We start from the raw sequence: 13,169 nt of genomic DNA, 5'->3' as shown, positions 1-13,169 counted from the left end.
GAGGGCTCTTCGGTTGTTTGATCCCTGGAGGTGTTGCTCGCTTTGATGATGCCGATCGCACATCGGTTGTGCGGGTGGGGGCGGCCAGGGGGCATCGGGCAAGCATGGGGAGCGGACATCGGGTGGGCAACCGGCTGGGAGACCGCCTCGGGCGCGGGCTGGGGCACCGGTTCGGGTGGCTCTGGGCAGCGTACGGGACCAGCGCGCTCGGGACGTGGCTCGCCTTCGGCGCGTTCCCCGTGATCGCCGTCCAGGTGCTGCACGCCGGACCGGCCGAGGTCGCCGCGCTCTCCGCCGTGGGAGCCGCGGTGGGTGCGGCCGTGGCGGTGCCGCTCGGCCCGTGGGTGGAGTTCCGCCGCAAGCGCCCGGTGCTGATCGCGATGGACCTGGCGCGGTGCGCGGCGCTGCTGACGGTCCCCGTCGCGTTCGCGCTCGGTGCGCTCACCTACGTCCAGCTCCTGCTGGTGTCGGTCGTCGCCGCGGCGGGCGACATCACCTTCCGCGCCGCCTCCGGCGCGTACCTGAAGACGCTGGTGCCGGCCGAGGACCTGCTCGCCGCCAATGCCCGCTTCGAGGCCACGGCCTGGACGACCACGATCATCGGACCGCCGCTGGGCGGCGCGGCGATCGGCTTCCTGGGACCGGTGGCGACCGTGGCGGCGGACGCGGTGAGCCACCTCCTCTCGGCGCTGGGCATCCGCGCGACGGGCGGACCCGAGCCGCGGCCCGAGCACCGCAAGGCCCGGCGGGTCCGGCCCGGTGACCTGCTCGACGGCTGGCGGTACATCCTGGCCGACGCGTCGCTGCGTCCGCTGTTCTTCAACACCGCCCTGTTCAACGGCCTGGTGATGGCGGCACAACCCCTGCTGGCCGTCCTGATGCTCGGCCGGCTCGGGTTCGCGCCGTGGCAGTACGGCCTCGCCTTCGCCGCTCCGTCGATCGGGGGGCTGATCGGTGCGCGGCTGGCCCGGCCGCTCGTGGCCCGGTTCGGGCAGCGTGAGGTCCTGGTCGCCGCCGGGACGCTGCGCGCGCTCTGGCCCGTCGGCCTGGCGTTCGTGGGACCGGGCGCCGGCGGGCTGCTGCTGGTGATGGGCGTCGAGTTCGGGCTCATCCTGTGCTGCGGGGTCTTCAACCCCGTCCACGCCACGTACCGGCTCGAGCGCACCGCGACCGACCGGATCACCCGCACGCTGACCGCCTGGGCCGTGACGACCAGGGCCTCGACCGCGCTCCTCACGGCCGTCTGGGGCGTCCTGGGCACCCTGCTCGGGCCGCATACGGCCGTGGCCCTGCTCGGCGCCCTCCTCCTGGCGACCCCCCTGCTGCTCCCCCGCCGCACGGCCACGAGGCGCGGGCCCTCCGGGTCGTAGGCTCCGCCGCGTCCGCGGCCGACCGGCCGGGCCGCCGACGGGAGCGGGCGAAGTCACCGGCCCGCGAGGGGTGGCCGGGGCCGCGCACGGCCGGTGGCCCGGGTCGTGTCTTTCGGATCTTGTCGGCCGAGCCCGCGGTGTCCGGTGCCGTACACGGCAAGGCGGAGGGGCGCCCGTGTACGCGACGTACTCGAACACCCCGGCAACGCGGCGAGGTGCGCTACCGGGCATCGCGGGCCCGGCACGATCCGAAAGAGACGGCCTAGGCATCGGCCGGGTGCGCCGTGCCCCGGGCGAAGGCCGCGTCGGCGGTCGCGGGGCCCAGTGCGGACAGGCAGGCCGACCAGGTGCGGTCCACGTCGTGGCGTTCGGCGGGCGGGAGCGGGGCACCGACCGAGGTGCGGGCCGTGTGGGCGGCGCCGAGCAGAGCGGCCGCCCGCTCGGGGTCGCCGCCGGCCGCGGCTGCGCCCGCCAGGCCCTCCAGGGCCAGGGCCACGGCCCGTACGTCCCCCAGCGCTCGCGCGGCCGCCAGTCCTTCGGTGTGCAGGGCGCGGGCCCGGTCCGCGTCCCCCCGCAGTTCGGCCGTGAAGCCGAGTTCGGCGAGGGCGAGCGTCGTGCCCGGTGCGTAGCCGGCGTCCCGGAACCATGTCAGCACCGCCTGCATGTGCTCCTCGGCGCCGGCGAGGTCGCCGGTGCGGCGCGCGACCATGCCGAGTCCGATCCGGGCGTCGGCCTCCCCGGCGCGGTGGCTCTGCTCCCCGGCCAGCCGCATGGCTTCGGCGTGCCGTTGCCGGCTCTCCTCGTACGCGCCCGCCAGGAAGGCCAGCCGGCCCAGTGCGCACAGCCGCTTCCCGGCCTCGGTCCGCAGCCCGAGCTCCTGGGCGATGGCCAGGCCCTCCTCGTGCAGCCGGGACGCGTGCCGGTACTCGCCCGCGATCTCGTGCAGCGCGGCGCGGGGGAAGACCGTCTGCAACAGGCCCCAGCGGTCGCCCAGTCCGCCGAACAGGTGCGCGGCGCGCTCCGCGTCGCGGCGTACTGCGGCCAGGTCGCCGTGGGCGAGGGCGTGCCGGGCGCGCACGGCGAGCGCGGCTGCGGTCCCCCAGGCGTCGCCGAGCCCCTCGGCCGCGATCAGTGCCCGGTCGGCGAGTTGCTCGCCCGTGGGCACGTCTCCCGCGCCCATCTGTGCGGCCGCCAGGAACCACAGGGCGTGGGCGTGACCCAGCGGGTCGTGGCCGGCCACCTCCCGGGCGTCGAGGGTGGCCGCCGCGGTCCGCAGCAGGCCCGCGGCGGACGTCGGCGTTCCTTCCCACACGGTGAGGCCGGCCCGCCAGGCCGTCGCCAGCGCCGTGGCGGCGATCCGCTCCCCCGCGTACGGGCCCCGGCCCGGCCCGGCAGGGGGTGCGCGGTGTGCGCGCTCCGCCGCGAGGCAGGCGTCGAGCAGGCGGCCGGCCTCCGCGGGCCGGCCGCGCAGCAGCCAGTACCGGGCCAGTGCGCGTGCCGACCGCAGGGCCGGTACCAGGTGGCCGCGCGCCAGCGCGTCCTCGACCGCCGGGTGCAGCTCCGCCTCGGCGGCGTCGAGCCGGGCGAGCCAGAGCCGCTGGTGCGGGCCGCGCAGCAGCGGCTCGGCGCGCAGGGCGAGTTCCCGGTAGTACGTGCCGTGCCGGGCTCGGGTGTCGGCCTCCTCGCCGGTCGCGCGCAGCCGCTCCCGTGCGTAGTCCTTGACGGATTCCAGCAGCCGGTAGCGGCGGCCGTCCTCCGGCCGATCGACCAGGACCACGAGCGAACGCTCGACGAGGCGGTCCAGCAGCAGCGGTACGTGGTGCTCCCGCACGTCCGGGCCCGGGCCGGCGTCCGCGCACACGGCGCGCGCGGCCTCCTCGGAGGCGTCACCGCCGTGTACGGACAGCCGTCGCAGTACGGCCTCTTCCGCGCCGCCGAGCAGCGCCCAGCTCCAGTCGATCACCGCACGCAGCGTCCGCTGCCGCGGGGGCAGGCCGCGCAGCCCCCGCGAGAGGAGGGTGAACCGGTCGTCGAGGCCGGCGAGCAGTCCGTGCACGCCCAGGGCCCGCGCGCGGGCGGCGGCCAGTTCCAGAGCGAGGGGCAGCCCGTCGAGCCGGGCGCACAGGGTCTCGACGGCCGCCGCGTCCCGTGCAGTGGCCGGGCCGTTCGAGGGGAGTCCGGCGCGGGCCGTGAACAGGGCGACGGCATCGGCGGGCGCGAGGGGCGCGAGGGGGTGTACCGCCTCCCCCGCCAGGGCGAGCGGCTCCTGTCCGGTGGCCAGCACGGACAGTCCGGGCGCCTGCGGAAGTACGGCTTCGAGCACCTCGGCCACGGCGTCGGGCAGGTGCTCGCAGTTGTCGAGCAGGAGCAGCAGGTTCCGCTCCCGCAGCGCGCCCACGAGCAGCCGCACCGCGTCGGCCCGTTCCCCGTCGGGTCTGTGTACGCCCAGGGTCCGCAGTACCGCCGCGGCCACCGCATCGGCCGGGGCGCCCGCGGGGAGCGGCGCGAGCTCGACCAGCCACGTGCCGCCCGGGTGGCGGGCGGCGGCCCGCCCGGCGCATTCGACCGCCAGCCGGGTCTTGCCCACGCCGCCGGTTCCTGTGAGGGTGACGAGCCGGGAGTGGCTCAACAGGGCGCCGACGGCGTCGAGATCCGCGTCGCGCCCCAGGAGGCGGGTGAGCGGCTCGGGCAGCGTTCCGCCCGCACCGCCGTGCGCGGCGGCGGGCGACGCGGTCGGGGGGACGGCCTGGGGAACGGCTCGTAGGACGGTGGCGGCCGTGCCGTCCTGGGCCGGTGGAAGGTGTTCGAGGTCGCCGTCCTGCCGGAGGATCGCCTGTCGCAGCGCCGTCAACTCCCGTCCCGGGTCCAGCCCGAGGTCATGGGCGAGTCTGCCGCGCAGCACCTCGTAGCTCTCCAGCGCCTCCGTCTGGCGTCCGGCCCGGTACAAGGCGCGCAGCTGGACCGCGCGCAGTCGTTCACGCAGTGGGTGGGCCGTGACGAGCTGGTCGAGCTCGCCGAGGACGGCGTGCTGCTCGCCCAGGGAGACCCGCAGGTCGAGCAACTCCTCGTGCGCGGAGAGGCGTTCCTCCTCCAGCCGGGAGGCCGCGGCGCCGACGGCCGGGTCGTCGGTGTGGCCCGCGTACGCCTCTCCGCGCCATGAGGAAAGGGCCTCGCCCAGCAATGCGGCCCGGGACTCGGGGGTGAGGCCCACCTCCCGCCTGCGGGACCGGGCGACCAGCTCGGCGAACCGCTGTGAGTCGAGTTCCCCGGACGCGAGGTCCAGGCGGTACCCGCTCGCGTCGTGGACCAGGCGGCTGCGGCCGTCCGCCGGTGCGGCGCGCCCGAGAGCGGCGCGCAGCCGCGACACCTGCCCCTGGAGACTCGCGTACGGGTGCCGGGGCATTGCGGCGTCGGGACCGCCCCACAGCGCGTCCACCAGACGGTCGGCGGAGACGGGACGGCCCGGTTCGACCAGCAGCCGGGCGAGCAGCCGGCGCGCCCGTGCTCCGGCCACGGCCACCGGCTCGCCGTCGCCCGTCCACACCATCAGCGGCCCCAGCACCCCCACTCGCATGTCGATCACCCTACGGCCTGCGGTCGGACGGCCGGTCGGGCAGCCGACCGACTGGGGACCGACAGCGGAACGGCAGCGGAACGGCAGCGCGGCGTCGCAGGGTGGGTCCTGTTCGACGGCACCACCGATGCAAGGAGAGAGCAGTCATGAGCGAAACCGCCGCACCGCACAAGGTCCCGGTCAGTGTCATCGGCCTGGGCAACCTCGGCCGGGCCCTGGCCGAGGCCTACCTGACACAGGGTCATCCGACCACCGTCTGGAACCGCTCCGCCGGCCGGGCCGACGCCCTGGTGGCCCGCGGGGCGTCCCTCGCGGCCACGCCCGCCGATGCGGTGGCGGCTGGCGAACTCGTCGTCGTCGCGGTGCTGGACTACGACACGGTCCGCGAGCTGCTGCTGCCGACGGCCGGGGCGCTGAAGGGCCGTACCGTCGTCAACCTGACCACCGGCACGCCGTCGGCCGCGCGCGCCCTCGGCGCCTGGGTGGCCGATCAGCAGGCCGCGTACCTGGACGGCGCGGTCTACGCGGTGCCGCAGACCATCGGTACCGCCGCCGCCTTCGTCCTCTACAGCGGCGACGAGGAGGCGTACCGGACCTACCGTGCGGTCCTCGACGCCATCGGCGAGGGCAGCCTCGTCGGCCCGGCTCCCGAGCTCTCCTCCGTGTACGACACCGCCCTGCTGAGCGGCATGTACGGGATGTTCGCCGGTTTCTTCCAGGCGGTGGCGCTGGCCGGCACGGCCGGGATCGGCGCGGCGGAACTGACCCGCCCGCTGGTCCGGTGGCTGACGGCCGCCGCCGACGCGCTGCCGGCCTTCGCGGAGGAGATCGACGCCGGGGAGTACGGCACGACCACCTCCAACCTGGAGATCAACGCGGTGGGGCTGCGGAACATCCTCACCGCCACGGAGGCACAGGGACTGCCCACGGACCTGCTGGCTCCACTGCTGCGGCTCTTCGACGACCAACTCCGCGCCGGACACGCCGAATCAAGCCTGTCCCGGGCCGTGGAGTCCTTGCGCGCCGGCGCCGACCGGCGGTGACCTGCCGCTCGGCCGCGGCCGGGCCCGTCACCGTGCGGGAGCAGTGACGGGCGGGCAGGGGGCAGGGCGGGGTTCAGCCGGTGCAGGTGATCGAGAAGGGGACCGGGTTGGAGAGGGTGCGGGTGGGGCTCTGGAGTTCCACTGCCATCCCGGTGGTCAGGGTGCCCGCCTTCGTGTAGGTCGTCAGGCGCACGGTGTCGTGTCCCGTGGGGTTGGCCTTGTCCCCGATGGACATGGTCCGCCAGTGGGGATCCACCACGGAGCCGTCGCCCGACACCCAGCGGTAGGAGATCAGCGTCGGCTCGGGCGCGGTGAAGGTCGCGGTGAAGGCCGGGGCCCGGCCCTCGGGGGTGGGGCAGCTGCCGGTGTAGGTCGTGTTCGCACCCGCCACCGACACCCGTACGCCCGAACCGGGGTCGGTGTTCGCGTCGTTGCCGTTGAGTGCGTAGGCGAGCCCACCGGCGATCAGTACGCAGGCGGCCGCGCCGGCGGTGAGGAGGACCGCCGTACGGGGCATGCGGCGCGGGGTGGCGGCCTCCGGGGGCGCGGGCGGCGCGACGGCCGCGGGCGGGGCGGCTGCCTCCGCCGCGGTTGCCTCCGCCGTGGTGGCGGTCCCCTCGGGCACGGGGACGGGGGCCGTGGCGGTCTGCGCCGGAGTCGGGGTCGCGGTCGCGGTCGGGCTCGGGAGGATACGGGAGGCTGCCGTCGTGGCGTCCGGTTCGTGCGCGATGTCCCGCAGGGCCACGGCGACTTCGGCAGCGGGGGTCCGCGCCGCGGGCTCCTTGCGGAGCAGCCCGGCGATGACCGGCGCCAGCGGGCCGGCACGGGTCGGCTCCGGCGGTTCCTCGTCCACCACGGCCCGCAGGGTGCTCAGCGCGGTGTCCTGCCGGAACGGGGAGATCCCCTCCACGGCCGCGTACAGCATCACGCCGAGGGACCACAGGTCGGACTCGGGGCCCGAGGGGCGGCCCAGCGCCCGCTCCGGCGGCAGGTACTCGGGCGAACCGACCACTTCGCCGGTCATCGTCAGGGCGGTACTGCCCTCGACCACCGCGATCCCGAAGTCGCTGAGCACCACGCGCCCGTCCTGTGCGAGCAGTACGTTCGCCGGCTTCACGTCCCGGTGCTCGACACCGGCGGCGTGCGCGGCGCGCAGCGCGCTCAGCACTTCCGCGCCGATGTGCGCGGCGTGTCGCGGGGTGAGCGGCCCCTCGGCCCGCAGCAGATCGGCCAGCGACTGCCCGCGGATCAGTTCCATCACGATCCAGGGCCGGTCGTCCTCCATGACCACGTCGTGGACCGTGACCACATTGCGGTCGGGTATGCGGGCGGCCGCCCACGCCTCCCGCTCCAGGCGGCTGTACATCCGTGTGATGTCACCGGCCCGCAGTCCGGCCGGCGCCCGCACCTCCTTGACGGCGACCTCCCGGTGCAGGGTCTCGTCGCGGGCCCGCCACACGGTGCCCATGCCGCCTTCCCCGAGCCGGGACAGCAGCCGGTAGCGGCCCGCGACGAGCCGCTGCGCGCTCTCCGGCCCCGGTGCGGCGGCGGTGGTGACCGTGTCCGTGCCCCCGGCCGCGTCCGCGACCGTACCCGCGGTGGTGGCCGCGGTGGTGGCGGTATCCGCGCTGGTCGCCGCGGTGGTGCCCGCGAGCGCGGTCTCCGTCACGGTCTCGGTTTCGTCGTTGTACATGGGGGCGGTCTCCCTCTCGTCGCCGGCCGACGCGAACATCACGTACGGGCCGGGCCCCGGGTTCAGTGGGGCTCAAAAGATTCTCAGAAATGGTTGAACCGAACACGTTCTCGATGACGTGTTGCAGTCGTACGAGGAAGTCGTACGGGTATCAGCGGCGTCGTTTTCAAGGGGTGTGGAGTGCCATCGGTCATCGTTGGGCGCACGGGTCCGTTCACCGGACAGAGCGTGGTTCTGGGCAGCGAGCCCCTCAGCTTCGGGCGCAAGAGCGACAACGGCGTCGTGATCGTAAGCCCCAGTGCCTCCCGGCTGCACGCCGAGATCCTCACGGAGGACCCCGGTTTCGTCCTCTACGACCGGGACAGCCGAAACGGCACGTTCGTCAACGACCAGCGCGTCACACGGCATGTGCTGCGCCCGAACGACTGCATCCGGATCGGCGACGAAACGTTCCTCTATGAGGCGCAGGACTCCATGGAGACGGTCATGGACCTCTCTCTCATGGCCATCCCCCGGGCCAGCACCACGGACCCCGGAATGCTGCGGGTCACCATCACCGGCGGCGGCCCGGTCGGCCTCGCCTTCGCCCTGGCGCTCGACGAGATGCTGCCCGGCCGGACCGCCATCACCCTGTACGACGGGCGCTGGACCAGGAAGGGTTCCACGGTCGTCTGGAAGGACGAGACCCAGGGCAACTTCCGCCGCCAGCAGGTGGTGACCGTCCAGAGCCGGCAGTACCAGGCCCTGTCCGAGGAGGTCCTCGGCGCGCTCTTCGACGACGGCGGCGCCTACTCCGAGATGTGGCCCGTCGGCCCGGACTCGGTCGACGGGCGCCCGCCCCGCAACATCCGGATCGCCCACATCGAGGACCGGCTGCTGGACCTGGCGAACCGGCGGCCGGCCATCCGGCTCGTCCCCAAGCGGTTCGACGTGACGGAGCAGCAGAACCGGCTCACCCAGGAGCACGTTCTGGTGGTCTGCGAGGGCGGCCGCTCCCGTACCCGAGAGCACTACGCCGACCGCTTCGGTGCGGCCGACGCGTCGATCTACTCCCTCGACGGCGAGCACCTTCAGGACATCGTGCTGGGGCTGCGGGTCAAGTCGAAGCTGCCGGACCCGATGAGCGTGCTGCTCACGGTGTCGCAGAACCGCTTCCTCCTGAACTCCCTGCGCGGCGAGGGCTTCCTGAACATGCGGCTCACCCGGGAGGAGGCCAAGAACGTCATCGGGATCGACCCGGTCCGCCACGTCTTCGAGGAGTGCATCGCCACCCGCCCCTGCCTGATGAGCCGGCAGGAGGAGGACAACGAGTTCCGCTGCCCCACCCACGGCACCCTCTTCCTGCCCGCCCTGCTGCGCAGTTCGCCGCTGTGGAAGGAGATCCGGCAGGGCCTGAGCCTCTTCGGCGTGGCCGAGGACGACCTGTCGGCGATCACCTCCTTCCGCCTCGACATGGTCCAGCGCCCACGGTTCACCGCGCAGTTGCACCGGCCGACCGCGACCACTCCCGGCACCTACGGCTTCCTGCTGGGCGACGCGGCCAACGCCATCCACTTCTGGCCGGGCCGCGGCCTCAACAGCGGCCTCGCCTCGGCCACTTCGCTGGCCCGTTCGCTCAGCCGCGCCTGGCGGGGCAAGCCGCTGCGCGACGCCGACTTCATCCGGCACGAGGCGGCCATGTCCATGCTCCAGTACCGGCACAAGAGCCGGGCCTGGAACGCCATGGTGACCACCGACGACCAGGGCATCACCCGCGCCATCAAGGACATCATTGCGCGCAGCGCGGAAGCGGGCCCCGGCGACTCCGCGGACGGGAGCGACCTGGAGGTGCTGCTGGACCGGATGGCCGAGATCCGCGACCGGCTGGGGTCCCGGCTGCCCGGTCTGCCATCGGACGAGGAACTCCGCGCCCACCTCGCCCCGATCGCCCCCGCCACCCTGCGCACCCTGCGGGAGAGCGGCGCGTGGGACACCCTGATCGTCGGCGGCGAGGAGGCCGACATCGACCTCTTCTACCAGTCGGACTCCCCGGTCTTCGTGCCCCGTCCGGCCGACCCCCGGAGCCTTCAGCCGCAGTCCTAGGCAGTCCTAGGCAGTCCTAGGCAGCCTCTTCCCGTCCTGCCGGAGCCCGTCGCCACGGGCTCCGGCAGGACGGGGCGCGGCCGGCCGCGGCCTCGTGCTCGGGGTGGCCTCGGCAGCTCGTAGGTGTCACAGACTGGTCAAAGTCCCGCACAACCACCCGCACCCCGCCAGAGTGGTGGGAGAACCGCAACCAGGTTCTCGACCGGAACTGGAAGGTCTGCACCCAGACACCGCGCGGCGGCACGACCACCGGCACCGACACGAAGATCGACTTCGGCACGGTCAAGAACGAGGAGACCTGCCCCTAGCAACCGTCCGGGCGGCCGGCCGGCGCTCAGGCCGGCCTGCCGTCGACGTACGTGCCGACGATCTCGATCGCGCCGATCCGCGAGGTGTCGACCCGGCGCGGGTCGTCGCCCAGCACCGCCAGGTCCGCGCGCCGGCCCGGGGCGAGGGTGCCCGCGTCGGCGTCCCAGTGGCAGGCGAAGGCACCTGCGACGGTGTAGGCGCGTAGGGCCTCCTGCACGGTGATGCCCTCGTCGGGGCCGATCAGGGCACCGGACGCGGAGGCTCGTTCCACCATGAACTGGATCGCCCGCAGCGGCGATCCGTCGGTGACGGGCCGGTCCGAGCTGCCCACGAGGGTGACGCCGTGGTCGAGGAATCCCCGGCCCCGGTACAGCCAGGGGGCCCGGTCCGCGCCCATGACGGTCGCGTAGTCGTCGCCGAAGGAGCGCAGGAAGTTCGGCTGGACCACCGCGCTCACTCCGAGGCGGGCGAAGCGCGCCAGCTGGTCGGGGCGGACCAGGCCGGCGTGTTCGATACGGTGCCGGGCGGTCGGCCGGGGCCTCAGCCGCTGGGCCCGTTCCAGGGCGTCCAGGGCGAGGTCGGCCGCACGGTCGCCGATGGCGTGCACGGCGAGCTGCCAGCCGGCGAGGTGGCCGTCGACGATGGTGTCGGTGATCCGCTCGGGGCTGTCCTGGAACTCGCCCGCGTGGTCGGTGCCTTCGTAGGGCCGGGTGAGTGCGGCGGTACGGGCCATCATCCCGCCGTCGGTGTAGACCTTGAGCGCGCCGAGGGAGAGCCAGTCGTCGCCGAAGCCGGTGCGCAGGCCGAGGTCCAGGGCGCGGGGGATCCCGTCGGACGCGTGCGCGGCCACGGGCCGCAGGGTGTCCGCGGCCGCCATGAGCTGGACCCGCAGCGGCAGACGCCCCTGATCGCGCAGGAGTTGGTACGCGCCGAGCTCGACCGGGCTGTGCCCGAGGAGGCCGCCGCCGATGCCCGCCTCGGCGCAGGCGGTGATGCCCTCGGTGAGGCAGGCGCGGCCGGCGTGCTCGATGGCGTCGGCGATCTCCTCCTGCGCGTACGGCAGGCGCAGGCGGCGCGCAGTGGTCATGGCGCTCTCCGCGAGGAAGCCCTCGCCGTGGGCGAGTTCGCCGGGGAGGAGGTCGAGGACCGCACCGTTGACCACGCAGCCGTGTCCCGAGTCGTGCAGCATGAACACCTTGCGGCCGTCGCTGACCTTGTCCAGTTCGGCGGCGGTGAGGTGGCGGCCCAGGGCCCGTTGGTCGTAGCCCGCGATGTCCACCCACGAGTCCCGCGGCTTGCGGGCGACGGCCTCCGCGACGACGGCGAGTACGTCCTCGACGCGCTCGCAGGGCGCGACGCTCGGGGTGGACGCCTTGAGGCCGGCCCAGGCCAGGTGCACGTGGGAGTCGATGAACCCGGGCAGGACGGTGGCGCCCTGGAGGTCGACGACCTCGCGGGCCGGCAGTGCGGTGGCGTCCTCGTCCAGGCCCACGATCCGGCCGCGCCAGATGCCCAGGTCGTGGGCGACGGGACGGTCGGGGTCCATGGTGAGGAAGGTGGCGTTCGTCAACCTGGTGCAGAGCATGGGGGCAGGTCCTCAGGGGGTGGGCGTGGGCGCCGTGCGCGAGGCCGGTACCGGGACCCGGCCGTGGGTGACGATGGACTGGAGGATCTCGCCGACCCTGATGGCGGTGTTCGACAGCAGGGAGGACGTGATGCCGTGCGTGTGCTCCGTTCCTCCCTGGAGGTAGATCCCGCAGCGCAGTTCGGACTCGCTCTGCACACGGTAGTCGCGGGCGACGCGGACGCGGCCGAGGTCGTCGCGCCGGCAGTACTTCTCCACGTCCCCGAGCAGTCCGAGGCCGTCCGCCGAGCGGTATCCGGTCGCGTAGACCAGCGCGTCGGCCTCCAGCGCCTCCTTCTCCCCCGTGACCAGCGACTCGACCGTGACGAGCACCTGGTCGGTGGTCTCGGTGACGTCCGCGAGCCGAGACACCCTCAGGAAGCGCAGCCGCTCGGTGCCGAGCACCTTCTCCTGGTACTCCTGCCGGTAGAGGTCGTCGATCAGGTCGATGTCCACCACCGAGTAGTTGGTGTTGGCGTGGTAATCGATCAGTTTGCGCTTGATCTCCTCGGGAGCGGTGAAGTAGTCGTCGACGGCGGCGGGGTCGAAGATCCGGTTGGCGAAGCCGCTGTCGTCCGCGGGGCTGTATCCGTAGCGGGAGAAGACGGCGCACACTTCGGCCCGGGGGAAGGTGCGGTGGAGGAAGGCCACGTTCTCGGCGGCGCTCTGGCCTGCTCCGACGACGACGAAGCGGGAGGGGTCCGCGCCGTCCAGGGCCGCCACGCGCGTGAGGAGTTCCGAGGTGTGCCAGACGCGTTCGGTGCGGTCCGCGCCCTCCGGCATCTGCGGGCGCAGGCCGGTGCCGATGACCAGGTTGCGCGCCCGGTGGACCACCAGTTCGGTGCCGGAGCGGGCGGTGACGTCCAGGTACTCGATCAGCCCGTCGCGCACGACGGGGCGTACGGCGACGACCTCGCAGCCGTAGGAGACCATGTCGTCGACCTTGGCGGCGGCCCACTCGAAGTAGTCGTGGAACTCCACGCGCAGCGGGAAGAGGTTCTTGTGGTTGACGAAGTCGATCAGGCGGCCGCGGCTCTGGAGGTAGCAGAGGAAGCTGTATTCGCTCGTCGGGTTGCGCAGTGTCACCAGGTCCTTGAGGAAGGACACCTGCATCGTGGCGTCGTCGATGAGCATGCCGCGGTGCCAGCCGAAGCGCGGCTGCTGCTCGAAGAAGTGGGCGGTGACCGCCTCCTGGGGTCCGACACCCGCGTTGTGCTCGCTGAGTGCGATCGCCATGGCCACGTTCGACGGGCCGAAGCCGATGCCGATGAGGTCGTGGATCAGTGGCGCATCATCGGGAAGGTCCTGTGACATGTCACTCCCAGTCGTGCGGGGGGGCAGGCAGCCGATTGCCATGCGTGGGGATCCGGGGGCAGGGCGCGCCGAGGGAGCCGAGCCCGAGAGGAACTTAGGGAAGGCTAACCTGATGCAATGGAGCTGTCGATGGGCAAATCAGATCGAGTCACGGTCGATT

The 13,169-nt window shown here is 73.6% G+C and carries 7 protein-coding genes; 3 read left to right on the top strand and 4 right to left on the bottom strand.

Annotation, left to right across the window (positions count from 1 at the left end; all coding sequences use genetic code 11):
* The first annotated feature begins 104 nt into the window (after nucleotides 1-104).
* Complete coding sequence (locus B6R96_RS34440) at nucleotides 105-1,370, top strand: MFS transporter (RefSeq protein WP_081524706.1); 1,266 nt, start codon at nucleotides 105-107, stop codon at nucleotides 1,368-1,370.
* A gap of 262 nt (nucleotides 1,371-1,632) precedes the next feature.
* On the opposite strand, the gene B6R96_RS34435 is transcribed toward B6R96_RS34440, so the two are convergent.
* Nucleotides 1,633-4,944 carry an AfsR/SARP family transcriptional regulator gene (locus B6R96_RS34435; protein ID WP_107475639.1) on the bottom strand — a complete coding sequence of 1,104 codons (3,312 nt, stop codon included), beginning with the start codon at nucleotides 4,942-4,944 and terminating at the stop codon, nucleotides 1,633-1,635.
* A gap of 146 nt (nucleotides 4,945-5,090) precedes the next feature.
* On the opposite strand from B6R96_RS34435, the gene B6R96_RS34430 reads away from it, so the two are divergent.
* A complete protein-coding gene (locus tag B6R96_RS34430; RefSeq protein WP_081524705.1) occupies nucleotides 5,091-5,987 on the top strand; it encodes an NAD(P)-dependent oxidoreductase in 897 nt (298 codons plus the stop codon).
* 73 nt (nucleotides 5,988-6,060) lie between these two features.
* On the opposite strand, the gene B6R96_RS34425 is transcribed toward B6R96_RS34430, so the two are convergent.
* Entirely contained in the window at nucleotides 6,061-7,680 is a 1,620-nt protein-coding gene (locus B6R96_RS34425; protein ID WP_081525399.1) for a serine/threonine-protein kinase, read from the bottom strand.
* Nucleotides 7,681-7,860: 180 nt separating this feature from the next.
* Here B6R96_RS34425 and B6R96_RS34420 point away from each other — a divergent pair, with 180 nt between their 5' ends.
* Nucleotides 7,861-9,762, top strand: a complete 1,902-nt coding sequence (locus tag B6R96_RS34420) for an FHA domain-containing protein (protein WP_081524704.1) — start codon at nucleotides 7,861-7,863, stop codon at nucleotides 9,760-9,762.
* Between the two features lie 334 nt (nucleotides 9,763-10,096).
* Here the strand turns inward: B6R96_RS34420 and B6R96_RS34415 are convergent, their stop codons facing one another.
* Entirely contained in the window at nucleotides 10,097-11,656 is a 1,560-nt protein-coding gene (locus B6R96_RS34415; protein WP_081524703.1) for an amidohydrolase, read from the bottom strand.
* Between the two features lie 12 nt (nucleotides 11,657-11,668).
* Entirely contained in the window at nucleotides 11,669-13,009 is a 1,341-nt protein-coding gene (locus B6R96_RS34410) for a lysine N(6)-hydroxylase/L-ornithine N(5)-oxygenase family protein (protein WP_081524702.1), read from the bottom strand.
* Nucleotides 13,010-13,169: the final 160 nt, after the last annotated feature.

The organism is Streptomyces sp. Sge12 (assembly GCF_002080455.1).
GTDB lineage: Bacteria > Actinomycetota > Actinomycetes > Streptomycetales > Streptomycetaceae > Streptomyces.
This window is presented reverse-complemented; position numbering and strand designations above follow the sequence as displayed.